This window comes from Brevibacterium album DSM 18261, assembly GCF_000426445.1.
GTDB lineage: Bacteria > Actinomycetota > Actinomycetes > Actinomycetales > Brevibacteriaceae > Brevibacterium > Brevibacterium album.
This window is the reverse complement of sequence record NZ_AUFJ01000011.1, coordinates 258,809-283,022: the sequence shown is the minus strand read 5'-3', so window position 1 is coordinate 283,022 and position 24,214 is coordinate 258,809. Positions and strand designations below refer to the sequence as shown.

At 71.8% G+C, this 24,214-nt stretch carries 23 protein-coding genes, 1 tRNA gene and 1 pseudogene; 12 read left to right on the top strand and 13 right to left on the bottom strand.

The genetic code is table 11. From position 1 onward, the window contains the following. Positions 1-4: 4 nt before the first annotated feature. The 6 genes and pseudogenes from K318_RS25545 to K318_RS20430 all read left to right on the top strand — a co-directional run. Positions 5-355: pseudogene (locus K318_RS25545) on the top strand (alpha/beta fold hydrolase); the annotation flags it as partial. A 52-nt stretch (positions 356-407) separates the two neighbouring features. Continuing rightward, a complete protein-coding gene (locus K318_RS25540; protein ID WP_029089204.1) occupies positions 408-632 on the top strand; it encodes a hypothetical protein in 225 nt (74 codons plus the stop codon). A 56-nt stretch (positions 633-688) separates the two neighbouring features. Next, entirely contained in the window at positions 689-901 is a 213-nt protein-coding gene (locus tag K318_RS0108635; RefSeq protein WP_029089203.1) for a hypothetical protein, read from the top strand. A gap of 85 nt (positions 902-986) precedes the next feature. Then, a complete protein-coding gene (locus K318_RS20435; protein ID WP_035281155.1) occupies positions 987-1,193 on the top strand; it encodes a RidA family protein in 207 nt (68 codons plus the stop codon). A gap of 254 nt (positions 1,194-1,447) precedes the next feature. After that, the gene (locus K318_RS0108620) at positions 1,448-1,693 is read left to right on the top strand and encodes a hypothetical protein (RefSeq protein WP_029089202.1); all 246 of its coding nucleotides are present in this window, start codon (positions 1,448-1,450) and stop codon (positions 1,691-1,693) included. After that, positions 1,690-2,469 carry an SRPBCC family protein gene (locus tag K318_RS20430; protein WP_051297725.1) on the top strand — a complete coding sequence of 260 codons (780 nt, stop codon included), beginning with the start codon at positions 1,690-1,692 and terminating at the stop codon, positions 2,467-2,469. The genes K318_RS0108620 and K318_RS20430 overlap by 4 nt, the downstream gene beginning before the upstream one ends. A 120-nt stretch (positions 2,470-2,589) precedes the next feature. Here K318_RS20430 and K318_RS0108610 read toward each other — a convergent pair. The 4 genes from K318_RS0108610 to K318_RS0108595 form a co-directional block, all read right to left on the bottom strand. Next, positions 2,590-2,677 (bottom strand) — tRNA-Leu (locus tag K318_RS0108610). Between the two features lie 71 nt (positions 2,678-2,748). After that, entirely contained in the window at positions 2,749-3,606 is an 858-nt protein-coding gene (locus K318_RS20425; protein WP_035281152.1) for a MaoC/PaaZ C-terminal domain-containing protein, read from the bottom strand. Continuing rightward, positions 3,603-4,961 (bottom strand): 3-oxoacyl-ACP reductase, encoded by a 1,359-nt coding sequence (locus tag K318_RS0108600; protein WP_029089201.1) that lies wholly within the window; start codon positions 4,959-4,961, stop codon positions 3,603-3,605. Before K318_RS0108600 ends, K318_RS20425 begins: the two co-directional genes overlap by 4 nt. Before the next feature lie 39 nt (positions 4,962-5,000). Further along, positions 5,001-6,302 (bottom strand): acetyl-CoA C-acetyltransferase, encoded by a 1,302-nt coding sequence (locus tag K318_RS0108595; RefSeq protein ID WP_029089200.1) that lies wholly within the window; start codon positions 6,300-6,302, stop codon positions 5,001-5,003. A gap of 103 nt (positions 6,303-6,405) precedes the next feature. On the opposite strand from K318_RS0108595, the gene K318_RS23645 reads away from it, so the two are divergent. Together K318_RS23645 and K318_RS20415 are read left to right on the top strand one after the other, a co-directional pair. Continuing rightward, entirely contained in the window at positions 6,406-7,002 is a 597-nt protein-coding gene (locus K318_RS23645; protein ID WP_051297724.1) for a TetR/AcrR family transcriptional regulator, read from the top strand. Next, positions 6,999-9,062: an acyl-CoA dehydrogenase family protein gene (locus K318_RS20415; RefSeq protein ID WP_035281150.1), complete on the top strand. Its 2,064-nt coding sequence runs from the start codon at positions 6,999-7,001 to the stop codon at positions 9,060-9,062. Before K318_RS23645 ends, K318_RS20415 begins: the two co-directional genes overlap by 4 nt. Before the next feature lie 77 nt (positions 9,063-9,139). Here K318_RS20415 and metX read toward each other — a convergent pair whose 3' ends face one another. The 5 genes from metX to K318_RS23640 all read right to left on the bottom strand — a co-directional run bounded on the left by metX (position 9,140) and on the right by K318_RS23640 (position 17,239). Further along, positions 9,140-10,207 (bottom strand): homoserine O-acetyltransferase MetX, encoded by a 1,068-nt coding sequence (gene metX, locus K318_RS0108580; protein WP_029089199.1) that lies wholly within the window; start codon positions 10,205-10,207, stop codon positions 9,140-9,142. After that, on the bottom strand, positions 10,204-11,511 hold the full coding sequence (locus K318_RS0108575; RefSeq protein ID WP_029089198.1) for an O-acetylhomoserine aminocarboxypropyltransferase/cysteine synthase family protein: 1,308 nt from the start codon (positions 11,509-11,511) through the stop codon (positions 10,204-10,206). The genes metX and K318_RS0108575 overlap by 4 nt, the downstream gene beginning before the upstream one ends. Before the next feature lie 78 nt (positions 11,512-11,589). Beyond that, positions 11,590-14,814, bottom strand: coding sequence for an error-prone DNA polymerase (locus K318_RS0108570; RefSeq protein ID WP_029089197.1), 3,225 nt, complete (start codon positions 14,812-14,814; stop codon positions 11,590-11,592). Then, complete coding sequence (locus tag K318_RS0108565; RefSeq protein ID WP_029089196.1) at positions 14,811-16,391, bottom strand: DNA polymerase Y family protein; 1,581 nt, start codon at positions 16,389-16,391, stop codon at positions 14,811-14,813. Before K318_RS0108565 ends, K318_RS0108570 begins: the two co-directional genes overlap by 4 nt. Beyond that, the gene (locus K318_RS23640; protein WP_051297723.1) at positions 16,388-17,239 is read right to left on the bottom strand and encodes a hypothetical protein; all 852 of its coding nucleotides are present in this window, start codon (positions 17,237-17,239) and stop codon (positions 16,388-16,390) included. Before K318_RS23640 ends, K318_RS0108565 begins: the two co-directional genes overlap by 4 nt. A 684-nt stretch (positions 17,240-17,923) precedes the next feature. Here K318_RS23640 and K318_RS25230 point away from each other — a divergent pair. Together K318_RS25230 and K318_RS25225 are read left to right on the top strand one after the other, a co-directional pair. After that, the gene (locus K318_RS25230; RefSeq protein ID WP_211233307.1) at positions 17,924-18,388 is read left to right on the top strand and encodes an alpha/beta hydrolase; all 465 of its coding nucleotides are present in this window, start codon (positions 17,924-17,926) and stop codon (positions 18,386-18,388) included. Further along, positions 18,385-18,579, top strand: coding sequence for an alpha/beta fold hydrolase (locus K318_RS25225; protein WP_211233306.1), 195 nt, complete (start codon positions 18,385-18,387; stop codon positions 18,577-18,579). Before K318_RS25230 ends, K318_RS25225 begins: the two co-directional genes overlap by 4 nt. A gap of 38 nt (positions 18,580-18,617) precedes the next feature. On the opposite strand, the gene K318_RS0108550 is transcribed toward K318_RS25225, so the two are convergent. Next, positions 18,618-19,838: an MFS transporter gene (locus tag K318_RS0108550; RefSeq protein ID WP_029089195.1), complete on the bottom strand. Its 1,221-nt coding sequence runs from the start codon at positions 19,836-19,838 to the stop codon at positions 18,618-18,620. Between the two features lie 96 nt (positions 19,839-19,934). On the opposite strand from K318_RS0108550, the gene K318_RS0108545 reads away from it, so the two are divergent. Continuing rightward, positions 19,935-20,846 (top strand): LysR family transcriptional regulator, encoded by a 912-nt coding sequence (locus tag K318_RS0108545; protein WP_051297722.1) that lies wholly within the window; start codon positions 19,935-19,937, stop codon positions 20,844-20,846. A 72-nt stretch (positions 20,847-20,918) separates the two neighbouring features. On the opposite strand, the gene K318_RS0108540 is transcribed toward K318_RS0108545, so the two are convergent. Further along, positions 20,919-22,106 (bottom strand): MFS transporter, encoded by a 1,188-nt coding sequence (locus K318_RS0108540; RefSeq protein WP_051297721.1) that lies wholly within the window; start codon positions 22,104-22,106, stop codon positions 20,919-20,921. Next, positions 22,103-22,990 (bottom strand): NAD(P)-dependent oxidoreductase, encoded by an 888-nt coding sequence (locus K318_RS0108535; protein WP_029089192.1) that lies wholly within the window; start codon positions 22,988-22,990, stop codon positions 22,103-22,105. Before K318_RS0108535 ends, K318_RS0108540 begins: the two co-directional genes overlap by 4 nt. 82 nt (positions 22,991-23,072) lie before the next feature. Between K318_RS0108535 and K318_RS0108530 the strand changes: the two genes are divergently transcribed. After that, on the top strand, positions 23,073-23,669 hold the full coding sequence (locus tag K318_RS0108530) for a CGNR zinc finger domain-containing protein (RefSeq protein ID WP_029089191.1): 597 nt from the start codon (positions 23,073-23,075) through the stop codon (positions 23,667-23,669). Positions 23,670-23,815: 146 nt separating this feature from the next. Here K318_RS0108530 and K318_RS0108525 read toward each other — a convergent pair whose 3' ends face one another. Next, the gene (locus K318_RS0108525) at positions 23,816-24,166 is read right to left on the bottom strand and encodes a MerR family transcriptional regulator (RefSeq protein ID WP_029089190.1); all 351 of its coding nucleotides are present in this window, start codon (positions 24,164-24,166) and stop codon (positions 23,816-23,818) included. Between the last annotated feature and the right edge of the window lie 48 nt (positions 24,167-24,214).

The following is a 24,214-nucleotide window of genomic DNA, read 5'->3' as shown; positions in this document are numbered from 1 at the left end:
GAACATGACTCACCAGACCAATCCCCGGACAGGTTTGGTTCCCGTTGACGACACCGCGCTGTTCGTCGCCGACTCAGGAGGCACCAGCACTCCGGTCGTATATCTGAACGGTGCGTACGCGGATCTGAAGCACTGGCACGCGGTGATCGCCGAACTCGGCACCCATGGCTGGCGTCATATCCGCTCCGACGAACGAGCCCGTGGCCGTTCGAAGCGATCGGCTGACTACTCGTTCGAGGCGTGTCTGCGCGACATCGACGCCGTGCTCGACGCTGCCGGTGTGGAGCGGCCGCTGCTGGCGGGCTGGTCCTGCGGAGCGACGCTGGCGACGCACTGGACGCAGCGAAACCCGGGCCGCACTCTCGGGGTGGTCGCTGTCGACGGGGCGATGCCGTACGAATGGATCGATGACGCCGCATGTCGTCGCGCCGGGCGGCCACCTCGGCACGAACGACGAGGAGATGGCGAAGGTGCGCGCCGCTCTCGACCCGGCGCTGGAGCGCAAGCCGAACATCCGGGTCACCGCGACCGTTCCCAGCAATCATGCCAAGATCCTGCGCCGCGAGTTCCGGGCTGTCGCGAATGCCATCCGCGAGACCGCGGCAGCTGCGGAACGGAGTTCGCCGAGATGACGCCCGGGGGTCACGATCGGCCAGGCAGCGGCAACGGCTGCCGCAGGTATCGTTCGGTGGACCTCCTGCGGCGGCTCGCCGGCGGAGAGCACACTCTGCTGCCCGACCGCGCGTGCGCGGTCCTCGGCCGAATGGGCGGAGTGGGATTCGCCCCGGAGTACGCGGCCCTGCATCGTGAGGGGTTCCTCCTGGTCCGATCGCTGGTCCCCGACTGGCCACCCGCCGAGGCCAGGCTGCGCGAAGCAGGCGCCGAGGTCCCGCACGAGTAATCCGGAAAGGGATGGGAGCATGCGAATCTTTCCGTTGGAACCACCAAGGAACTTCGATTCACCCCTCCACCGCCAGGGAGTTCTGGTGCCGTCTCCGGGTGGGATCGCCTTCGTCTCCGGGCAGGTGGGAATCCGTCCTGACGCGACTGCCGGGATCGGCGCAGAGCAGCAGACGCGCATCGCATTCGAGAACATCGCCCGCGTGCTGGCCGAAGCAGGCCTGGGCCTCAGCGATGTCGCTTCGCTGCGGATCTACCTGACCTCGCACGATCACATTGAGGGCTTCACATGAGTGGCGAACGATTGCCTCAGGGGCCACCAGCCCGCTGCAACGCTCCTCCTCTTGGAGCACTTGGCGAATCCATCCCTGCTCGTGCAGGCCGAGGCGGTGGCCATCAGCGCATAGGGCGCGTCTGCCTATTCCCTCACCCGCGCAGACAGCAGGCGGAACAGCATACGCCCGGGCGAGGGCAGGCAATCGGGACCCCTCAATACCGGCAAGCAACTTCGGTTGACAGACAGTGCTGAGCAACATAGGTTGACAGCATGGAGTCAATCCGGATAGCCGAGGCCGCCGCAGACACCAGCGACCCCCGGGTAGGACTGCGGGCGGTAGCCTCCCTCCGCGCCCTCACGGACCGACTGGAGCTCGCGCAGGTCGAAGCGGGACTGCGGGCGGGACTGGCCTGGCAGGACATCGCCGCGGCGCTGGGAGTGTCCCGGCAGGCGGTGCACAAGAAGTATGCGAAGCGGATCGATCCCTCGATCCCCGTCCCGAGGAGGAGCAGATGAGCAGACTCATCTCCGCGGCAGCGACGATGCAGACCCTATCGCTCACCGCGATGGAGGAGGCCTCCCGCGGCGGGGAGCGCACTGCCGGCGTCGATCACCTGTTCCTCGCCCTCATGGTGACGGAGCAGACCGCGGGGCAGGTGCTGAGGAGCATCGGCATCACCCTCCCCGCGGCGCGCGAGGCCGTCGCCGCCCAGCACGATGCGCAGCTCGCCTCGCTGGGCATCCGCACCGAGGCCCCGGCCCCCGGCGGGATCACCTTCCACGAGACGCACGGCTACGAGTGGGGCGAGGGTGCACTCGCGGTCATCAGGCGCTCCTCTGAAGGCGGGAGGAGGGGCGATGCCGCAGCGGTGCTCCGCGAGCTGCTCGACGAGCCGAGCGGTTTCGTCGAAGCGGTGCTGCAGCGGCTGGGGACCACACCGGAGAGCGTGCGCACCCGGCTCGACGAGGCCGAGGGGCTCCCGTTCCGGGAACCGCGGGAGGCGTTCGAGCCGGGTGCGCTGTCCGGGAAGTGCGAGGGATTCGCACCCGCGACGGCCTCGCAGGTGTGGGAGATGCTCGCCGATCCGGCGCGGATGCCGGAATGGGAGCCGGGCATCGGCAGCGTCGAGGATGTGCCGCCGCAGCCTGTCGTCGGCACACAGTGGACGGCACATGCGCTGCGGGAGCGCCCGGACGGGAGTCCCCTCCGGGTCCGGCCCCAGCACCGGACGGCACGGGTGGAGATCACGGCGTGCGAGGCCGGCCGGCTCCTCGAATGGAGCTTCACCTGACCCGATGCGCCGAAATCGAACATCCGGTGAGGATCATGGGCGGCGGGCACAGTGCTCCCACCCATGCGAAAGGCCTCTGACCGGAGAATCGATTCCCAGGTCAGGGGCCGTTTCACACTGTGCGCGAGGGGGGACTTGAACCCCCACGTCCGATAATTTGGACACTAGCACCTCAAGCTAGCGCGTCTACCTATTCCGCCACCCGCGCGGGCAACAGAAGACAGCTTACACGCGCTTTCCCGCAGGTCAAAGCCCCAGAGACACCATGTGAGGGAAGTCTCAGCGCAGTGCGATCCGCGAGAACATGTGCGGCCGTCCCTTCTTCGGACTCCACACCTCCGTCACCGTCTCGGCGGGCAGATTCCGCATGCGGACGGAGACCGTGCCCGGCAGCAGCACGGGGCTTGCGAACTCGACCTCCCAGGAGAATGGGCGCGTGCGCACCTGTGCGGCGGCCAGCGCCCGCGCCGCGGTGTGCATGCCGTGCGCGATGCGAGCCGGGAACCCGAACGCCTTCGCCGCCGCCGCGCTCAGGTGGATGGGATTGCGATCGCCGGAGACCCGGGCATAGGCGCTCGCATCCGCGCCCGTGAACCGCCACCGCTGCGTCGGCGCCTCGGGAGGGGTGAAGTCCTTCCGCCGCGCATCCGCGGCCGGGGCCGCACCTTCCAGCGTGATGCCCTTGGCGAGCATCGTCGAGGTCTCCTCGACACGCATCTCACCGGCAACCTCGAAGCGCACGGTGACGACCACCTCGGTGCCCTTCGGATGCGCCCGCAGCTCCACGATCCACACCTCGGCGACGACCGTCTCCCCCACCTCGACCGGCCGGTGCTGGGTGACGGAGTTCGCGAGGTGGACCATCCCGATGAGCGGCAGCGGGAAGTCCGGCCGGCTCATGAGCTCAAGCGATGCGCCGAAGGCCTCCGCGTGCAGGCAGGTCACCGGCACGGTGTTGCCCACCGGCTCCCCCACCACCCGGCAGAACTCCGCGACCCGCTGGGGGTCGGCGACGAACTCGATGCGGCGCCGCTCGGCCTGCGGTCCGGCCACCCGCGAGAGATCGCCGCTGGCCGCCGGGCGGAGTCGCAGCCGCAGGCTCTGCAGCGCCCCCTGCGCATAGGTCCTCAGCATCATGCCCCCATCATGTTCTGGCCGCACACCCGCAGTGTGGAGCCGTTGATCCCGCCGGCCGCGTCCGAGGCCAGGAAGGCGACGGCCTCGGCCACGTCCTGCGGCAGCCCGCCCTGCTGGAGACTGGACACGCGCCTGCCCAGCTCACGGGTGAGGACGGGCACCTTCTTCGTCATCTCGGTCTCGATGAATCCGGGAGCCACGGCGTTCACAGAGCCTCCGAGCGCGGCGAACGCACCCGCCGAGGCCGCCGTCATCCCGATGACCCCCGCCTTCGAGGCCGCATAGTTGGTCTGGCCGCGGTTGCCCGCGATGCCGGAGATCGAGGCGAGCGAGACCACATGGGGGCTGCTCCCCCACGCACCGGCCTCCGTGAGCCCGGCGTTCAGGCGCAGCTGGGCGCCGATGTTGACCTCCAGGACGGAGTCCCAGCGGCCGGCGTCCATGTTCGCGAGCATCCGGTCGCGGGTGATCCCGGCGTTGTTCACGAGGATGTCGACCGGCCCGCCCACATGGGAGGCGATGGCCGAGGCCGCATCCGCCGCCGTGATGTCGAGCTGCAGCGCCCTGCCGCCCACGCGGTTCATCGTGGCCGCGAGCGCGTCGCCGGCCTGAGGCACGTCCACGCCGTGCACCGTGGCGCCCTCCCGCGCGAGCGTCTCCGCGATGGCCGCACCGATCCCCCGAGCCGCACCCGTGACGACGGCGGTCCGGCCCGCGAGCGTGCGGCCGGTGAACTCCTGCGCGCTGAGCTCCGCGCCCACCACGGAGCCGATCTCGAGGAACTGCCCGGAGACATAGGCGGACTTCGACGACAGCAGGAACCACAGGGCCGCCCGCGCGCTCGGCGCGTCCATGGGCACGCCATCGGCCACGACGATGCCGTTGGCGGTGCCGCCCGCGCGCATCTCGTGGGCGAGCGAGCGAGTGAGGCCCGTGACGCCGTTGCGCGCGGCGGCGAGCGCGGGATCGAGGTCCGCGTCCGGGTGCTGCGCGGTCCCCGGCGTCCGGGAGAAGGTGATGACCCGCGCGCACCGCACGAGGCTGCGCAGCGCCCCGCCCACCTCGAGCGCGGTCCGGGAGAGGGCGGCGGGATCGTCCGCTTCGTCGAGGAACGCGAGCACCGCGGAGAGCTTCTCCGAGGTGGGTGTGCGGCGGACGTCGAAGCCGTTGTCCAGGAGGAGCTCGGCATAGGTGTCCGCGGCCGCGGACGGGCCGAGCACGAGCACCGGCTCTGGCAGATAGGCGCCCTGAGAGAACCTGCGCAGGGGGACGGGGCTGGGCAGGCCCAGCTTCTTCACCAGGAGCTTCAGGGGCCCGTTGGCGAGCTCGGTGTAGGTGTCGGTGTGCTTCGTCATGGCTGTCTCCACTGTCTCCGGTCCGGGATCGTCTCGGTCTCAGGCTTCCACGATGGCGGTGAGGCCCTGGCCGCCCGCCGCGCAGACGGACACGAGCGCGCGCCTGCCGCCCGTCTCGTGCAGGTGCTTGGCGACGGAGGCGATGATGCGCCCGCCGGTCGCCGCGAAGGGGTGCCCGGCCGCCAGCGAGGAGCCGTTGGGATTGAGCTTCTCCCGGTCGATCGCGCCGAGTGCGGCGGGCAGGCCCAGCCGCTGCGTGCAGAACTCCTCGCTCTCCCATGCGGCCAGGTGGCACAGCACCGTCGAGGCGAAGGCCTCGTGGATCTCGAACACGTCGAAGTCCGCGAAGGTGAGCCCGTTGCGCGCCAGGAGCCTGGGCACCGCGTATGCGGGTGCCATGAGGAGCCCCTCCTCACCGCTGACGAAGTCCACGGCCGCGACCTCGGCATCGGCGAGGTAGGCGAGCGGCGTCAGTCCGCGCTCGGCCGCCCAGTCCTCGGAGGACAGGAGCACCGCCGAGGCGCCGTCCGTGAGCGGGGTCGAGTTCCCGGCCGTCATGGTCGGCTCGGCGCTGAGCCCGCGGCCGAACACCGGCGAGAGCTTCGCCAGCGACTCCGCCGTGGAGTCCGCGCGGAGGTTCGCATCCCGTGTGACCCCCAGATACGGGGTGACGAGGTCGTCGAAGAAGCCCCGCTCCCAGGCCGCTGCGAGGTTCTGGTGGGAGGCGAGCGCGAGCGCGTCCTGCTCCTCGCGGCCGATCCCCCACTCCGCCGTGGTGAGAGCCTGGTGCTCGCCCATCGACAGCCCCGTGCGCGCCTCGCCGTTGGAGGGCGCCTGCGGTGCAAGGTCCGCCGGACGCAGGCGGGCCAGCGCCCTCAGCCGCTGTCCGACCGTCCGCGCGCGTGAGACCTCGAGCAGCACCTGGCGCATCTCCTCGCTCACCGCGATGGGCGCGTCCGAGGCCGAGTCCGCACCCGCACCGACGCCGGAGTCGATCTGGCCCAGCCGGATCTTCTGGGCGATCGTCACGACGGACTCGAGCCCCGTGGCGCACGCCTGGCCCAGGTCGAGGGCCGGTGTGGTGGGTGCGAGGGCGGAGCCGAGAACGGCCTCGCGGGTGAGGTTGAGGTCCTTCGAGTGCTTGAGGACGGCGCCGCCGGCGACCTCGCCCAGCCTCTCCCCTGCGAGGCCGAAGCGGGCGATGAGGCCGTCGAGGGTGCTCGTGAGCATGTCCTGGTTCGAGGCGCGCGCGTACTGCTTGTTCGCCCGGGCGAACGGAATGCGGTTGCCGCCGAGGATCGCGGCCCGGCGGATGGTGTGCGGTGTCGGGGTGGTCGTCATGTTCTCTCCCTTGTGCAGGTGGCTGCGGACGATGCCGTCGCGGGCGCGAGGGCCGCTGTGAGCGAATTCACCGGTACCGACAGTACCTGATACCGTCGGTCACATGAAACAGGAAGTCGATGGGCGCAGCGCGCGCTGGGAGGAGCATCGCCGCACCCGCCGCCGCGAGCTGCTCCGCTCCGTGAGGCGGGCCATCGACGCCCGCGGCGAGACGCTGTCGATGGATGCCCTCGCCGAGGCCACGGGCACCTCCAAGACGGTGATCTACCGGTACTTCGGCGACAGGAGCGGTCTCACCCTCGCGATGGCGGAATGGGCGACCGGCGTCATCCGCACCTCGCTGGACGAGGCCGGCCAGGCCGAGGCCGATCCCCGCAGGAGCCTGCGGGCGATGATCGCGGCCTTCCTCCGGCTGGGCATGCGCTCGCCCGCGGTCTACCGCTTCTGCGATTCTGCGCTCACCCCGGACATCGGCAGCGGCGCCCTCCACACCGATGTCGCCGAACTCCTGTGCGCGCGCATGGGGCTCTCCGCCCCCGAGGACCGGATGTGGGCCGCGGGCGCGGCTGGGTTCGTGCGCAGCTGCACGCTCGCCTGGCTCGAGGAGCCCACCGATCCCGCCGCCTTCGCAGACAGGCTCACCGACTGGCTCTGGGCCTCCCGCGCCCCGAGCACCGCCACCCGAAAGGACGCGATGTGAACACGACAGCAGCACCCTCGAAGAACGCGACAGCGCTCTCCCCCTCGGTCCTCACCGAGGTGCTCGACGGCAGCTGGGCCGCCGCCCGCAGGCGCGGCCGTGAGATGGCCGCCGACCCCCGCGCCCACCTGCCCGCCGGGGGCTCGCTCGAGGAGCTGCGCGCGGCGACGACGGCCGGAGTGGGGCTCGTCGCGGAGTCCGGACTCAGCCGCCTGCCGCTGCCCGAGGCGATGGGCGGACGGAACTCCCACGGCGAGTACGTCGCCGGCTTCGAGGAGCTCGTCGCCGCCTCCCCCAGCCTGCAGATCAAGGCCGGGGTGCAGTTCGGCCTCTTCGCCGGGGCCATCCAGCACCTGGGCAACGAGGAGCAGCACGCGCGCTGGCTCGACGACGCCGTGAGCGGGCGGCTGCTGGGCTGCTTCGCGATGACGGAGATCGGCCACGGCTCGGACGTCGCCGAGCTCGGCACCACCGCGACCTACGAGCCGGACACCGGCGAGTTCGTCGTCCACACGCCCTTCCGCGCCGCCACCAAGGAGTACATCGGCAACGCCGCGCGCGACGGCCGCGCCGCCGTGGTCTTCGCCCAGCTCGTGACGAACGGGGTCAACCACGGCGTCCACGCCCTCGTCGTGCCGATCCGCACCGAGGACGGCGCGCCCCTGCCGGGCGTGTCCTTCGAGGACGACGGCAAGAAGGGCGGCCTGCTGGGCGTGGACAACGGCCGCATCGCCTTCGACCGGGTGCGCGTGCCGCGCGAGAACCTGCTCACCCGCTACGGCGCCGTGGCCGCCGACGGCACCTACTCCTCGCCCATCGACTCGCCGGGCCGCCGCTTCTTCACGATGCTCGGCACGCTCGTGCAGGGCCGCGTCTCCCTCGACGGGGCCGCGGTCGTGGGCCAGAAGCTCGCCCTCGACATCGCGGTGCGCTATGCGGACCAGCGCCGGCAGTTCGCCTCGGCCTCCTCCCTCGAGGAGACCCGCCTGCTCGACTACCAGCGGCATCAGCGCCGCCTCATGCCGCGCCTGGCCGAGGCCTATGCCCACGCGATCGCGCACGAGACCCTCCTGCAGTCCTTCGAGCGGGTCTTCTCCGGGGCCGAGGACACCGATGAGACCCGCCAGGTGCTCGAGACCCAGGCCGCCGGCTTCAAGGCGCTGAGCACCTGGGCCGCCCTCGACACCGTCCAGGAGTGCCGCGAGGCCTGCGGCGGCGCCGGCTTCATGGCCGAGAACCGCCTCGTGGGCCTGCACGCGGACCTCGACGTCTACGCGACCTTCGAGGGCGACAACACCGTCCTCCTCCAGCTCGTGGGCAAGCGCCTGCTGCAGGACTACGCGGAGGAGTTCCGGGACATCGACTTCGGCGGCGCGGCGCGCTTCATCGGCGCACAGGCCGCCGAGCACACGCTCCACCGCACGGGCCTGGCGAACGTGGGCCGCGCGATCGGCGATCTCGTCACCGCTCCCGTCAAGGAGAAGCGGATCCGCTCCGGCAAGGTGCAGGAGGCGCTGCTGGCCGACCGCGTGGAGACGATGGTGTCAGGGCTCGCCCAGGCGCTGCGCCCGGCCGCGAAGATGAGCCCGGCGGCGGGCGCGGAGCTGTTCAACCGCCATCAGAACGAACTCGTCGAGGCCGCGATCGCCTATGTGGAGCTGCTCAAGTGGCGCAGCCTCAACGAGGCGATGCACCGGCTGGAGGACGCCGGGCATGCGCCGGCCGAGGCGAAGGCGCTGCGCCGCATCCGAGACCTTCACGGCCTCACCCTGCTCAGCCGGCACATGGCCTGGCACCTCATGTACGGCCGGCTGCCGATGGCACGGGCCCGCCTCATCGAGGAGACGGTCGACCGGCTGTGCACCAAGCTCGCCGCGGACGCCGTGGAGCTCGTCGCCGCCTTCGGCTACGGACCGCAGCAGCGTCGGGCGCCCATCGCCGAGGACGCGGAGCGCGAGCGCCAGGCCGAGGCGCGCGAGTACTACCGCAGGGCCCGCGCCCGCGCGGACTGGCCGGTGGACGAGAAGGAGCTGCGCCGCCGGGCCAAGAAGCGGGGCTGAACTCCCCACCCACCCGAAATGCCGCTGGACGCCCATGTACGTCGGGGCGTCCAGCGGCATTTCGGGTGGGAAGCGGCTCAGTCCAGGAACTCCCGGAGCAGCTCGGCGACCTGCGCCGATTCCGTGAGGAAGCCGTCGTGCCCGGCCCAGCTCGTGATGGTCTCACACGGCACGGAGCCGGGCAGGGCCTCGGCGAGGCGGCGCACCTGCTCGGGGGTGTAGAGCCGGTCGGAACTCACCGCCGCGACGAGGAACTCCCCGCCGGCCCCGGCGAGCGCGGTTCTGAGATCACTGCTGCGGCCGCGGCGCACATCGTGGTCCATGAGCGCCTGCGTGAGCACCGCATAGGATTCGGCGTCGAACCGGCGCATGAGCTTCGCCGCCTGGTGGTCGAGGTAGCTCTGGATCGAGTAGTAGCGGTCTCCCGCGTGCTCGGCCGGGACGCCGGTCGCCTGCTGGTCCGCGCCGAAGCGGTGGTTGAGCTCGACATCGGCCCGGTAGGTCAGGTGCGCGATCTGCCGCGCGATGCCGAGGCCGGTCGCGGGATCGCTGCGGATCGCCTGGAGCTGGATGTGGCCCCAGGCGATCTGGTCGGCCTCCGAGTGCGCCGGTGCCGCCAGGATGCCTGTGCGGGCCACGCGCTCGGGTGCCATGAGCGCGGTCTCCAGTGCCCGCGCCCCGCCCATCGAACCGCCGAGGACCGCATGCCAGCGCTCGATGCCGAGCAGATCGGCGAGCCGGAGCTCGGCTGAGACGGTGTCCCGGACCGTGATGTGCGGGAAGCGGCCGCCGTAGGGCCGTCCCTCGGGGTCTTCGGGGTCCGGACTGGTGGGCCCCGTGGAGCCCGAGCAGCCGCCGAGCACGTTCGCGCACACGACGAAGAAGCGGTCCGTGTCCAGCGCCAGCCCCGGCCCGATGAGCCCCGGCCACCACTCGTGGGCGTGCGAATCGCCCGTGAGCGCGTGCTCGACGAGGATCGCGTTGTCGCCGTGCGGGGAGAGCGCGCCGTAGGTGTCGAAGGCGAGCGTCACCTCCGGCAGGACCGCACCGCTCTCCAGCCGCAGCTCGCCGATGCCGAGCGAGCGGTGGCTGTGCGCGCGGACCTCGGCGGGCTCTGCCGTGGGGGCCAGGGGCTCGGCGGTCATGCAGTCTTCGCCGCCGCGAATCCGCGTTCGAGGTCCGCGAGGATGTCCTCGATGCCCTCCAGGCCCACGGCCAGGCGCACGAAGGCCGGGCCTGCCCCGGCCGCGAGCTGGGCCTCGGCGGAGAGCTGGGAGTGCGTCGTCGAGGCCGGGTGGATCGCGAGCGAGCGGACGTCGCCGATGTTCGCGACGTAGGAGTGCAGCTCGAGGGCGTCGACGAACTTCACCGCGGCGTCGAAGCCGCCCGCGATCGTGAAGCCGAGCACCGAGCCCGCGCCCTTGGGCACGTACTTCTGCGCGAGGGAGTGCCAGGGGCTCGAGGGGTGGCTCGCGTACTGGATGGCCTCGACCTGGGGGTGGCCGTCGAGGAAGTCGAGGACCTTCTGCGTGTTCTCCACATGGCGCTCCATGCGCAGGCTCAGCGTCTCGATGCCCTGGGCGATGAGGAAGGCGTTGAACGGGGAGGCCGCCGGACCGAGGTCGCGCAGGAGCTGCACGCGGATCTTGATCCCGTAGGAGACATTGGCGCCGAAGGGCGAGTCGGGGCCCAGATCGCGGGCGTAGACGAGGCCGTTGTAGGAGGCATCGGGCTCGTTGAAGCCGGGGAAGCGCTCGGGGTGGCGGCCGTAGTCGAAGTTGCCCGAGTCCACGATGACGCCGGCGATCGAGGTGCCGTGGCCGCCCAGGAACTTCGTCGCCGAGTGGACGACGACATCGGCGCCGTGCTCGATGGGCCGCAGCAGGTAGGGGGTGGCGATGGTGTTGTCGACGATGAGCGGGACGCCGGTCTCGTGCGCGACGGCGGCGACGGCGGCGATGTCGAGGATCTCGGAGCGGGGGTTCGCGATGGACTCGCCGAAGAACGCCTTCGTGTTCTCCCGGACCGCGTCCTTCCACGCCTGCGGGTTCGCCGCATCCGTGACGAAGGTGGTCTCGATGCCCAGTTTGCGCAGGGTGACGTCGAGCAGATTGTAGGTGCCGCCGTAGAGGCTCGCGCTCGCGACGATGTGGTCGCCGGCGCCTGCGACGTTCGCGATCGCGAGGAACTCCGCGGACTGCCCCGAGGCCAGCAGCACCGCCCCCACCCCGCCCTCGAGCGCGGCGACGCGGGCCTCCACCGTCTCATTGGTGGGGTTGCCCAGGCGGGTGTAGATGGGGCCGAGCTCGGCGAGCGCGAAGCGGTCGGCGGCCGTCTGCTGACTGTCGAACACGAACGAGGTCGTCTGGTAGATGGGCAGGGCGCGCGCACCGGTCTGTGAGTCCGGCTCCTGGCCTGCGTGGATCTGGAGCGTCTCGAAAGCAGTCATGCACTCATGGTCACGGTCCGTGTGACGAAGCGGGTCCCCGCATGTCATATGACGTCACACTGCGTCACAGAGCCCGTACTACCGGAAATCGCGCGAGCGCGCGGGCAGCTCCGTCTCGACCGGCACGAGCCGGTCCGCGTACAGGCTCACGACCCGGCCGCGGGAGCCCTCAGCCACCTCGGCGCGCTGGATGATCCCGGTGATCGCGAGGACGTTGTGCGTGAGCGCGATGCGCCGGTGCCGGCGCAGCAGCCCGGGGGTGCACACGACGTTGAGCATGCCGCATTCGTCCTCGAGGTTGAAGAACGTCACGCCTCCGGCGGTGCCCGGCCGCTGACGGTGGGTGACGATGCCGGCGATCGTCACCCGGGTGTTCGGCTCCGCGGCGAGCGCATCCGCGGTGGAGCCGTAGCCGCGCTCCCTCAGCCGCTCGCGCAGGAGCCGGGTGGGATAGCCCTCGGCGGTCACCCCGGTCGCCCACAGCTGGGCCAGGGTCTCCTCGAAGGCGTCCATCCCGGGCAGGGCGGGAGCGGTCTCCGGGCCCGAGGTGCCCGCCAGCACCGCGGGCGAGGCGCCTGCCTGCGCGCCCGCGATCCAGAGGGCCTGCCTGCGGTCGAGTCCCAGACAGGCGAACGCCCCTGCCGTCGCCAGGCCCTCCAGAGCCTCCCGGCTCAGGCCTGCGCGCTGGGCCAGATCGCCCGGGGAGGCGAAGCGCCCGCCGGCCTCCTCGCGCGCGGCGACCACGGCCTCGGCCGAGGCCGCGCTCATCCCCCGCACGGAGGCCAGTCCCAGCCGGAGGGCGAGGCCGCCGGCGGAGTCCGCATCCGGTTCGAGGTCCGCCTGCGCGCGGGAATGATGGACGCTCACGGGAAGGGTCCGCACCCCGTGGCGGCGGGCATCGGCGAGCAGGGACTGGGGCGAGTAGAAGCCCATGGGCTGTGCGCGCAGCAGCCCGGCGGTGAAGGCGGCGTGGTGGTGGCGCTTGAGCCAGGCCGATTCGTACACGAGCTTGGCGAAGCTCATGGCATGGGACTCCGGGAAGCCGAAGCCGGAGAACGCCGAGATCTGGTCGAAGATCGCCTGTGCGGTGTCCTGCGGGACCCCGCGCTGGCGGGCGCCTGAGAGGAAGCGGGCGGAGAGCCGTGCGAGCGCCGGTGCGGAGCGCTTGGCGCCCAGGGCCCGCCGCAGCTCGTCCGCGTCCCGCCCGCTGAAGCCGGCCACGTCCATCGCCATCTGCATGAGCTGCTCCTGGAACAGCGGCACGCCCAGCGTCCGGCCCAGGCTGTGCTCGAGCAGCGGATGGAGATAGGTGGGCGCCTCCCGCTTCTGCTTGCGGCGGAGGTAGGGGTGGACGGAGCCGCCCTGGATGGGCCCCGGCCGGATGAGGGCGACCTGGACGGCCAGATCGTAGAAGCTGCGTGGGCCCAGCCGCGGCAGGGTCGCCATCTGCGCGCGGGACTCCACCTGGAAGACGCCCACGGCGTCGCCGGCGCAGAGCATGTCGTAGACCTCCGGATCCTCCGCGGGGATGTCCGCGCGGTCGATGCGCTCCCCCGTGTGCGCGGCCACGAGGTCGAGCATCTCGTGGAGGGCGGTGAGCATGCCCAGGCCCAGCAGGTCGAACTTCACGAGGTCCATCGCCGCGCAGTCGTCCTTGTCCCACTGGACGACGGTGCGCTCGGCCATCGTCGCGGGTTCGATGGGGACGATCTCGCCGATGGGCCGGTCGGCGAGGATCATCCCGCCGGAGTGGATGCCCATGTGGCGGGGCGTGCCGAGGAGGCCGCGGGCGTACGTGAGCACCTCGGCGGGCACCTCGGACGCCTCCTCCCCGGCCTCTGCTCCCGGTTCCGTGCCCGCCGGCTCCGGCAGGTCCGACCAGCGGTGCATCCCCTTGGAGAACGCATCCTGCTGGCCGGGCTCGTAGCCGAGTGCGGCCGCGGCGTCCCGGACGGCGGACTTGGCGCGGTAGGTGATGACATTGGCGACCTGGGCGGCACGGTCGCGGCCGTAGTGGGAGTAGACGTGCTGGATGACCTCCTCGCGGCGGTCGGACTCGATGTCGATGTCGATGTCCGGGTAGCCGGTGCGTTCGGGGGTGAGGAAGCGCTCGAAGAGGAGATCGAACCTCACCGCATCGACCTCGGTGATGCGCAGCACGTAGCAGACCGCGGAGTTCGCCGCCGAGCCGCGCCCCTGGCAGTAGATGTCCTGCTGACGGCAGAAGGCCGCGATGTGGTGGACGATGAGGAAGTAGCCGCAGAAGCCCATCCGCTCGATGACCTCGAGCTCGCGCTCGATCTTCGCCCAGGCGTCCGGCCGTGCCGCCCGGGTGCCGTAGCGCTCCCGGCCGCCGGCCTCGACGAGGGCGCGGAGGCGCGCGCACTCCGTGACGCCGGCGGCGACGTCCTCGGCCGGCATGGGCGCCCGCGGCAGCTCCGGGGCGGCGAGGCGGAGGCTGAAGGCGGCCTCGGCGGACAGAGCGGCGGCATCGGTCACAGCGGTGCGGGAGAAGAGGGCGGACATCTCCTCCCCCGAGCGGATGCGGGCGGCGGCGGTGGGCGGCAGCCAGCCGGCCATGTCCGCGAGCGGGCGGCGGGCGCGGACGGCGGCCCGGACGCAGGCATCGCGGAAGCGGGCGCGGGTGGCGTAGTGCACGGCGTTCGTGGCAACGGTGCGCAGGCCGGTGCGGGCGGCGAGCTCCGTGAGGTGGCGGATGCGCTCGTCGTCGTCGGGCAGACCCGCGCGGGTGAGCTCGACGGCGAGGTTGTCCCGGCCGGCGGCAGCGGCCAGCCGGCGCAGGACGGTGAGCCCGCCGTCGGGGTCGTCCGGATCGGCGAGCGCCCGGGCCAGCGCCCCCTTGCGGCATCCCGTGAGCAGCTGCCAGTGCCCGGACTCGCGGGTGTGCGCGAGCAGCGCTTCCCGTTCGAACACCGGCCGGTTCTTCTCGCCTGCGAGATTGGCCTCCGTGATCGCCGCGGAGAGCGCGCGGTAGCCTGCGACCCCGCGGGCGAGGACGAGCAGATGCTCGGCGGCGGGATCGACCTGGCCGGGAATCCGCTCGGACAGTCCGATCGAGAGCTCCGCGCCGAAGACCGTGGGCAGAGCGTGCGCGGCGGCCGCCGCGGCGAACCGGGGTGCTCCGTAGAGGCCGTTGTGGTCCGTGAGCGCGAGCCCCGTGAGCCCGGCCGCCGCGGCGGTCGCCACGAGCTCCTCCGGCTCCGAGGCGCCGTCGAGGAAGCTGAAGTCCGAGTGGACATGGAGCTCGGCGTAGGGGATGCGCCGGGAGGTCTGCGGGCTCATGCGTACTCCCCCAGGAGGCGCCACCGGCCCTGCTCCTTGCACAGGAGGAAGGCCGTGCCGTCCGCGGCGAGCACCTGCAGGCGGGTGCGGTACTGCTCCTGCCCCGGCTCCCACCAGCCGGTCTCGAGGGGCCAGGCCGAGGAGTGGTCGACGATGCGGTGGGAGCCGGCTCCCGGCACCCTGAGCTCGGCCGGGACGCCGCCGAGGCCGCCCGGCCGCGCCGCGATGTCCCGTCCCCGGGCGTCGAGCAGCTCCACCGGCGTGTCGAGGACGCGGACGGGATGCGGCCGCGGGACGGCGCCGGGCCAGGGCGCGGCGGGGTCGCGGTCCGGCTGCGGAGCCTGCTGCCAGGGGGTCCACATGTTCGTCTCCCCCGGGTCACGGCCGCCCTGCAGTGCGGGGACGAGCACGGCGTCCGGTCCGAAGAGCCCCTGCAGGCGCTCCAGGCTGTGGGCCACGGAGCCGGTGCCCGCGTCCTCGCCGAACAGGGAGTGCTGGGTCGACAGGGGCGGGGCGAGCTCGGCGGCGATGAGCGTGATGAGCGCGACGCCCTCGTCCTCGGCGAGCGCCTCGCCGTCTGCGGGAGCCTCCCCCGCGCTCGCCCGCCAGCCCTCGGCCTGCCATCGTGCCCTGTCCGCGACCCGCCCCTCGTCCATGTCCTCGAGCCGCCAGGTGCGCGTGCTCGCCGCTCCCGAGGGCACCTGCAGCCGGATCGTCACCTGCGTGCAGGCCAGCCCCCGGGCGCGGACGGTCGCGAAGAGCTCCGCCGCTGCCGTCCGCGCGCGGAACGAGAGGACGTCCGTGCGCGGAGTGGGCGGGTCGAGCGGTGCTGCGACCTGCAGCTCGGCGGTGCGGAGGTGCTCGGGGAGCACCGGGGTGTCCTCACCGAGGGCGAGCCGGCGGCAGCGGAGGCCGAGCTCCCCGAAGCGCGTGCCCACGTCCGCACCCGTGAGGCCGCCCAGCGCGCCGAGGGTGGTGATGCCCAGCCGGCGCAGCACGCTGAGGAGGTCGAGGAGCGCGTCCTCCTCGATCGCCTCGTCGAGGAGGTGGAGCACCTCCAGCGCGCCGATGGGCAGCTCCCCGAGGAAGGCCGGGGTCTCCCCCGGCGGAACCCGGTGGCTGTGCTGTGCGGCGAGGAGGGCGGCCGGCACCGTGTCCGCGAGGCCGGGACGGAACTCCCAGCCGGAGTCCCGGGTGAGGCGGTCGAGGATCTCCTCCACCGCCGAGGCCTCCTCGGCGTGAGTGCGGCGCAGCGAGTCTGCGGGCACGCCCACGGCGCCCGGCCCCAGCACGGTGAAGCGAGCGACGACGCCCTCGAGTGCGTCGATCAACGGGGAGAAGAGGCGCTCCTCCCGGTCCCGGTCCGCGCCGAAGAGCGCGAGCTCCGGGCACAGTCTGCGGGCCAGGCGCACACGCTGGCCGCGCTCCACCCCGAGGGCGCGCGCCTGTGCCGTGGAGGACACGACGCGTCCGGCGCGCACCACCGCGACGGGGGCGGTGGGAGCGAGCTCGGCCTCGCCGGCGGCGGCGAGCGCGAGCCAGTCGGGGACGATGAGGGCGAGGGTGCGGGCGCTCATGGCGTGCCGCCTGCGGTTCCCGTGCGGTCCGCCGCGCCGCCCGGGAGCACGCGGAGAGTCCCCGCGGGGGTGTGCGCCTCGGACGGCTGCGGGTGTGCCTCAGACGGCTGCGGGACGGCGGAGAGCCCCTGCGACACGGCACGCACGCGGCCCTGCGGATCGGGCAGCACGAGGCAGTGCTCGCCCGTGCGCGCGCTGCGCAGCCGGAGTCTGCGCCGCAGCAGCCTGCCCGCTCCGTGCTCGAGGCCGTCCCAGTCCTCGCCCAGCACCTCGATGCGCTCGCCCCTGGCGCGCGTGCCTGTGCCGCCTGCTCTCCTGCCGCGACTGCTGGAGCTGCCGGGTCGTGCATCATGCTCCCCGTCCTCGAGGAACAGGAGCGTCGCACCGCTCTCGCGCAGCTTGGCCTCCAGCCGGGCGCGCTCTGCCGCGGAGGCCGCGAAGCCGGGCGCCACGACCAGGACGGCGAAGGAGTCGACGAGGACGGAGACCACGCGCATCCAGTCCTGCGCCGGGGTCCGGAGGCAGACGAAGCGGGAGAGCTCGATGCCCATATCGCGGAGTGCGGCCACGGCGGGCTCCCCCAGGCCGATCCCCGCGCACCATCCGCCCGCGGCTGTCGTGGCGGCGCAGCAGGCCAGGGCGAGGGCCAGGACGTGGCGGCCGGCGAGGGCGACGATCTCACCCCGGGGCAGTCCGCCTCGGGCGAAGAGGCCCGCGAGCGCGGGATCGACCGGCCGCGGCCGCACCCTGTCCAGCAGCATCGTCGCGGTGGGAATGCCGAGCGCACGGCCGAGATCGGCCGCAGGGCTCTCCCCGGAGCGGAGCGGAAGCACGGGCGCGACGGACATGACACAAGTATCGAACGTGTGTTCGAATGCCGCAAATGCGCTGGTGGTCCCGGCGGGGCGGTGCTCCTGGGCGCGAGTCCGCGGGTGACAGTGACGGGGCGAGCGCATTCCCGAGGCGTGCCATGCAGAAACGGTCAGTGACGGAGCGCCGGCGTTCCGCCTGCCTCTCGGTCTTTCCGTCGAGTTCAGGGGCTCAGAGAATCACGCCCAGCGCAGATCGGGGCGGAGTCGGCGCATGTCGTCGACCATGAGGATGCTCGGCGGCTGGGCGGGGCGCCGCTCAGCCCGAGCCACCACACGGCCGGAGCGTTCAGGGCGTGCCGGACGAGCCAGGCGATCGGATAGGCGTGCGTGATGAGTCCGGATCACCCCCGTCTACGCGGGGACCGTGCTTCCTGGTCAGCAGGACCATCCACTGGCGCACAAGTTTACAATCACTTTCGGCATACTTGCGTAGGCCTCGCACCCCAAGACTGCCGGCGCACGGCGATGGAGCGCGGAGAGCGTCAAGACCGGCCGCTGCACGGTCAGTACGATGGAACAGTGCCAGCCAACCCCTATGCCGCGTTCCTTCCGCCCGAGCGGCGTCCGGCCGCTGAGCACGAACCGGAGGCGACCTGGTGGGCCTGACGGGGTCATGACGTCCACATCGCACGAGCTCGCAGCGCTGAGGCGCCGGTCCGGGTGCTGGTGATCCACGGCGCGGGAGGCCACAGCGGGGCCCTGTGGCCGCTGGCGGCCCTGCTCGCCGAGCGCGGGCTCGACATCGCCGCCGTCGACCTTCCGCTGTACGGTCGCACGGCTGTGCCGAACCCGGGGGAGGTCCGCTACGACGATTGGGTGCAGCTTCTCATCGATCTGGTCGCGGCCGAGCACGACGGGCGGCCCCTGATCCTGCTCGGTGCGAGCATCGGCGGCATGCTGTCCTATGAGGTGGCCGCACACTCGCCGCACGTCGCAGCTGTCGCTGCTACCTGCCTCCTCGATCCCAGAGACTGGCGAGCCCGTGCACACATGACCCGCTTCGGTGTTTTCGGCATCCTCAGCGGCCCGCTCGCGGCCCTGGCGCGGGGCCAACTCGCCACAGCGATGATCCCGATGCGCTGCGCTACAGGCACGCGCCGCCCGAATCGATGCAGACGCCGGTGACGCTGCTGCATCCCAGCGCCGATGCGTGGACCCCGGTCGAACTCAGCATGCGCGTGTTCCGGCGACTCGCGTCACCCGGCACGGTGGTCATGCTCCGCGAATGCGGGCACTTCCCATGCGAAGAGCCCGGCCTCACCGACCTTGTCGCGGCCGTTCTGGAACTCGCCGAGAGTGTGCGCAAGCGCGGCTGACGCGCAGCACCGCGAGCGGCTCACAGCCTCGTCGACGATCACGCCTCCGATCTCAGCCGGTGCTTCGGACCGGGCCCGATCAGCCCGACCAGCAGGGAGGCCAGCGCCAGAGCCGCCGTCGACCACAGCAGCATCACGATGCCCGCGCCCTCCACGACGAGCCCGCCGGCCGCGGCACCGAGTGCGATGGAAGCGGTGAACACACCCACATAGAGGCCGGTGACGTGCTCGATGCGGTCCGGCGCGGCGGTCGTCATCCACAGCTGCGCACCGACGGACAGGCCGCCGTAGGCCACACCCCACAGGGCGATCGCGATACCCGCGGCGAGAGCGAGGGTGCCGAACAGGGCGAAGATGACGAGTGCGAGGGTGATGCCGGCGGCCAGCAGCATTACGGTCAGCACGGGACGTTGTCCGGCAGCCGCACCGGCGGCGAAGTTGCCGATCAGCCCGAATACGCCGTAGAGCAACAGCAGCAGCGCAATCGTGTTGGCCGACAGTTCGGGCAGCTCCTCGAGTGCGGGGCGGATATAGGTGTAGGCGGCGAAGTGCGCGGTCACCAGCAGCACCACGACGACCAGCCCGGTGAGCACGGTCGGGCGTGCGAGCGAGCGACGCGATCCGGCCTCGGCCTCGTCGCCGGTCGCCTCGGGTCTGCGCAGCACCGGCAGGGCGAGCATGAGCGCGACAGAGACGAGCAGCGCCAGGACGGTGAGGGTTCCAAAGGCGGCTCGCCAGCCGAATGCGTTGCCTATGAAGGTGCCCAGCGGCACCCCGAGCACAGAAGCCGAGGCGACGCCGCTGACTGCGAAGGACACGGCCAGGGCGATGTTCCGGGGAGAGACGAGTCGGGTTGCGACCGCCGATGCCATGCCCCACACGACGCCCATGCCGAGGCCGAGGATGATCCGCGAGACCACCAGCATGGCGAAGCCACCGGCGACGGTCGTGAGCGCGTTGCCGAGGGCGAGGACCACCATCGCCGCCGCGAGGACCGACCGGCGGTCGAGGTCGCCCAGCAGCCGGGGCACCACGGGAGCGGTGACCGCCGAGACCAGGCCGGTGATGGTGAGGCTGGTGCCGGTGGCGCCCGCAGAGATGCCCAGGCCCTCGGCCATCGGGGTCAGCACCCCGACCGGCAGCATCTCGGAGGTCACCACCAGGAACGTGGCGATCGTGAGCACGCCCACGGCGACCCACTGGGGCAGGGCGGTCCGCTCGTCGCGGACCGGATCAGCAGAAGACACAGAAGAGCTCATGTCCTCCACTCCATCGTCTGCGAGGAGCCGGAGCAACGCCGATCTTCTCATCGAACGATGAGCCATGCTGATTGATCGGCTGCTAGTCTCAGCGGCATGAGCACCGGGACTCCCACGATGCACCAGGCGCGTGTGCAGCAGATCGAGTGCCTCCTCGTCCTGGCCGAGGAACTGCACTTCGGGCGCTCCGCCGAACGCCTCGGGCTGTCACAGTCGCGGGTCAGCCAGCTCATCGCCGAACTGGAGGCACGCATCGGGGCGCGCCTGGTCGAACGCACCAGCCGCCGGGTGTCCCTGACCCGGATCGGGGCGCAGTTCGCCAAGGAGGTGCGACCGGCCTATCACGGGCTGGTGCGCACGTTCGCCCGCGCCCGCGAGCGGGCGATGCGCGGAGCGCTGGAGGAGCTGCGGATCGGATTCACAGGCATGGTCTACGAGGAGATCACCGCCGCGTTCCGGACACTGCACGAACAGCACGGCATCACCGTCCATACCCATGACCTCCCGCTCGGCTCCCCGTTCACGGCGGTGCTCGACGGCGAGGTCGACGCCGTGATCGCCGAGCTTCCGGCGCACGAACCCGAACTCACGGTCGGATTCCGCTTCCCTGCCCAGGACCAGCTCCTCGCCCTCGGCAGCGAACACCCCCTTGCGGGCCGGGACATCCTCGACCTGGAGGACCTCGCCGATCTCGACCTCCTGCACCGGATCGGAGACGCCCCCGACTACTGGAAGACCGCGCGCACTCCGCCGGTGACCCCCAGCGGGACGACGATCCCGTCCACGACCGGCATCACCAGCATCGGCCAGGGCATGAGCCTGGTGGCCTCGGGCCGTTACGCGATGCTCGCCTGCCGTCCCGTGACCGAACACCATGCCCGCACCGATCTGCGCTTCCTCGGCGTCCGCGGCCTCGAAGCCACCAGCCAGCTCGGACTGGTCTGGCGCACCGACCACGCCAGTCCGGCGCTGTCAGCGCTCGCCGGACTCCTCAAGAGCACCGGCTGACCGCGCCTCACATCGCGATCCGTGCCGTCGTCGCCGCGGGCAAGGTCCACGAGACCTGATTCGGCACGGCATTCAGTCGCTCCGTCGCCCGGGAGGCAGCGTCCGCCTGCTCGCCGTGACGACGAGTGCCGCGATGACCAGGCCGAACGCGGTCCAGGCCAGTGCAGGAGCAGTCGCTCCGGTGAGAAGGATCGCACCGCCGATGAGGCCGCCCCCGGCGACTGCGGCGTTGAACACGGTGACGAACACGGACTGGGCGGCATCGGTGTGCTCTCCGGCCCTGTCCGCGAGCGCGGTCTGCAGCAGGGCGGGAGCGCCGCCGAAGCCGAGTCCCCAGACCGCGATCACGACCGCGACGATGACGGCTCCTGACGCAGGCCATGCCAGCGCAGCACTCGCCGCACCCATGAGACCGAGCGCGGCGAGCACGGTCGCACGCAGCGCACGGTCGATGACGACGCCGGTGAGGGTGATCCCGATGAACGAGGCGAGGCCGAAGATCGCCAGGCCGATGTCCACACGCAGCCCGGTGGGCGCCAGCAGCGGGGCGATGTAGGTGTAGAGGACGTTGTGCGCAAGCACCCACAGCAGCGCAGCACCCAGCACGGCACAGATGCCGGGGAGCATCACGACCCGCCGCAGCGGCGTCCGCGCGCCCGCCGCCAGGCCCGGGACATCGGGCACGGAGACGGCGATCCAGACCGCCAGCAGGACCGCGGCGGCGGAGATCGCCGCGAACACCCAGCGCCAGTCGACCAGCGAACCGGCCAGCGCGCCCAGCGGCACCCCGGCTGCCAGCGCGATGGGCTGGCCGATCCCGGTGACCGCCAGCGCCCTCCCCTGCAGCGCGGGCACGACCAGCCTGCGGGCGTATCCGGCCAGGACGCCCCAGATCAGCGCGGCTGCGGCGCCCGCGATGAAACGGGCGACGAGGATGAGCGGATACCACGGCGCGAGCGCGGTGACCGTGTTGAACACGAACAGACCGCCCACCGCCGCCAGCAGCACCTTCTTGCGGCTGATCCGGCGAACGGCCGCCACCAGCGGAATCGCCGCGAGCACAGAGCCAGCCGCATAGAGCGTGACGAGTTGTCCGGCGGCGGACGTGGAGACCCCCAGGCCCTCCGCCAGCTGCGGGAGGAGGCCGGCGGGGATCGTCTCGGTGAAGATCGCGAGGAATCCAGCTGCGGCGAGTGCCAGCAGCGCCGTCCACGGCAGCCGCGCGGCCGCCCGGGTGTCGACGGTCTCGGCCACGGTCATCGGGCGGCCTCGGGCAGATCGCGGTGGCGCTGGACGACGGCGAGGGAGGCCCAGTCCTCGCGCTCGTGCCCGGCGTCGATCGCCTCCGTCAGCAGACCGGAGAGCAGATCGGCCGCCGGCAGCCGCAGGCCCGTCGAGGCGGCCTGGGCGCGCGCGAGATCGATGTCCTTGCGTCCCAGCACCGGGGTGAACCCTGCCGGCGTGTACTCACCTGCCGCGATGCGCCCACCGTAGTTCGAGTACACGGGGCCGGGGGTGATGGTCGAGGTGAACAGCTCCACCACGGTTCCGGCGTCGAGGCCGCCGCGCTCGGCGAGCGCGACGGCCTCGGACAGCGATTGGATCGCCGAGGCGATGAGCACCTGGCCGGCCACTTTGACGACGTTCGCCTGTCGCGGCGACTCACCTACCGCCCATACGCCGGCGCTGATCGCCTCCAGCAAGGGGCGCACCTGCGCGAGCAGGGCCGGCTCGCCGGCGGTGACGAGGTTGAGCCTGCCGGCCTCGGCGACCGGCACTCCGCCGAACATCGGCGCCGCCACATACCCGACCTCGCGCTCGGCGTGGAGCAGCGCGGCCTCCTCGGCCAGGGCCGGGCTGATCGTCGCGAGGTTGACGTGGACGGCACCCTGCGGGGCCGCCTGGAGCACGCCGGAATCGAGGAACACCTCGCGCACCGCCGCGTCATCGGCGAGCACCGAGAGCACCACCGGTGAGGAGAACGCCTCGCGCACATGCTCCAGCGCCACCGCACCCGCATCGGCCAGCGGAGCGAGACTTGCCCGATCCCGGTTCCACACCGCCACCCGGTGCCCGGCACCGAGCAGATTCCGGGCGATCGCCGCCCCCATGCCGCCCGTGCCGACCACTGTCACATCAGTCATCATCTCCGCCTTTCATCTGGAACCCTCTGAGATGGTTCCAGAATACATGAGAGGCCGAGGTGGAACCGTCTAAAGTGGTTCCATGACTGCTTCTGCCGCCACGCCCCCGGAAGACGCACCGGCATTCCGACTCGACAACGACCAGCTCGCGTTCCGCTTCACCGCGACCCTCAGCGACCGGTACGGAACCCCGGTCGAGCGCCTGCCCGTTCCGGGGAGATTGGACGACTGGCTCGCCGCGGGCGACCTCGCGGTCGGCGGTGAGCAAGCGACCACGGCCGACCTGGCATCGGCCCACCGGCTGCGCGAGGCGATCCATCGACTCGGCACTGCGATCGCCCGCGATGAGCCGATGCGCGAGGAGGACCGGGAGCTGCTCAATGCCCTGCTCCGCGAGGATCAGCTCTGCCCCCAGCTCACCGAGGCCGGGCTGAGCTGGAGGCCCGCGCCGGGACGACACGTGCGCGGAGCGCTGAGCCGCATCGCCCACGATGCCGTCATGCTGTTCGGAGGTCCGCAGCGCGGTCGGGTCAAGACGTGCGAGAACCCCGAGTGCCAGGGCCTGTACGTCGACACCAGCCAGGGGCGGAACCGCCGCTGGTGCTCGATGAACGTCTGCGGCAACCGGGCGAAGAAGGCCCGCTTCCGCGGACCGCGCACGACGACCGCCGCCTATTGAGGGGTGGGCCGCTCTGACCTCGGCGCTGCGCGCGACTCCGGAGCGGCGAGCGCCGCAGACGGCCCATCATGAGGGACGCAGGTGATGTGCCGCCGTGCCGGAGGCGGTCCTCATCGAGCGGCGCCTGCTTCTTTCGAGAACGGGCGTCAGCCGGCGGGCACGAGCGCCTGCAGCCGACTCTGCCGCTCACGGAGCTCGGCCTGCCTCGCTGCGAGGCGGGTGACCAGGGCCTCGAGTTCGGCACGGAGATCCGGGCACATCTCGAGCGATGTGCCGTGCTCGCCGGTGCGCGCGCAGTCGAGGTACCGCTGGATGGCGGCGGTGTTCATGCCGGCGTCGATCATGGCCCTGACCTGCGCCACACGGGTCACATCGTCTGCGGAGTAGCTGCGATATCCGCCGCTGGTGCGCTCGGGACGCAGCAGGCCGCAGTCTTCATAGTGACGCAGCGCTCTGGCGCTCACCCCGGTCAACCTCGCGAGTTCGCTGATCCGCATGCTTCGCTTCTCCTGCTCGATTTAACCTTCACGCTGGCGTGAACCTCT

Bases quoted from the DNA above. Each gene is read 5' to 3' on its own strand.
- K318_RS23645 (WP_051297724.1), top strand. From the start codon at position 6,406: ATGAAACAGGAAGTCGATGGGCGCAGCGCGCGCTGGGAGGAGCATCGC.
- K318_RS0108530 (WP_029089191.1), top strand. From the start codon at position 23,073: ATGACTGCTTCTGCCGCCACGCCCCCGGAAGACGCACCGGCATTCCGA.
- K318_RS0108540 (WP_051297721.1), bottom strand. From the start codon at position 22,106: ATGACCGTGGCCGAGACCGTCGACACCCGGGCGGCCGCGCGGCTGCCG.
- K318_RS0108600 (WP_029089201.1), bottom strand. From the start codon at position 4,961: ATGACGAAGCACACCGACACCTACACCGAGCTCGCCAACGGGCCCCTG.
- K318_RS0108550 (WP_029089195.1), bottom strand. From the start codon at position 19,838: ATGAGCTCTTCTGTGTCTTCTGCTGATCCGGTCCGCGACGAGCGGACC.
- K318_RS0108535 (WP_029089192.1), bottom strand. From the start codon at position 22,990: ATGACTGATGTGACAGTGGTCGGCACGGGCGGCATGGGGGCGGCGATC.
- K318_RS20425 (WP_035281152.1), bottom strand. From the start codon at position 3,606: ATGATGCTGAGGACCTATGCGCAGGGGGCGCTGCAGAGCCTGCGGCTG.
- K318_RS0108565 (WP_029089196.1), bottom strand. From the start codon at position 16,391: ATGAGCGCCCGCACCCTCGCCCTCATCGTCCCCGACTGGCTCGCGCTC.
- K318_RS23640 (WP_051297723.1), bottom strand. From the start codon at position 17,239: ATGTCCGTCGCGCCCGTGCTTCCGCTCCGCTCCGGGGAGAGCCCTGCG.
- K318_RS0108595 (WP_029089200.1), bottom strand. From the start codon at position 6,302: ATGACGACCACCCCGACACCGCACACCATCCGCCGGGCCGCGATCCTC.
- K318_RS0108570 (WP_029089197.1), bottom strand. From the start codon at position 14,814: ATGAGCCCGCAGACCTCCCGGCGCATCCCCTACGCCGAGCTCCATGTC.
- K318_RS0108525 (WP_029089190.1), bottom strand. From the start codon at position 24,166: ATGCGGATCAGCGAACTCGCGAGGTTGACCGGGGTGAGCGCCAGAGCG.
- K318_RS0108545 (WP_051297722.1), top strand. From the start codon at position 19,935: ATGAGCACCGGGACTCCCACGATGCACCAGGCGCGTGTGCAGCAGATC.
- K318_RS0108575 (WP_029089198.1), bottom strand. From the start codon at position 11,511: ATGACTGCTTTCGAGACGCTCCAGATCCACGCAGGCCAGGAGCCGGAC.
- K318_RS25540 (WP_029089204.1), top strand. From the start codon at position 408: ATGACGCCGCATGTCGTCGCGCCGGGCGGCCACCTCGGCACGAACGAC.
- K318_RS0108620 (WP_029089202.1), top strand. From the start codon at position 1,448: ATGGAGTCAATCCGGATAGCCGAGGCCGCCGCAGACACCAGCGACCCC.
- metX (WP_029089199.1), bottom strand. From the start codon at position 10,207: ATGACCGCCGAGCCCCTGGCCCCCACGGCAGAGCCCGCCGAGGTCCGC.
- K318_RS20430 (WP_051297725.1), top strand. From the start codon at position 1,690: ATGAGCAGACTCATCTCCGCGGCAGCGACGATGCAGACCCTATCGCTC.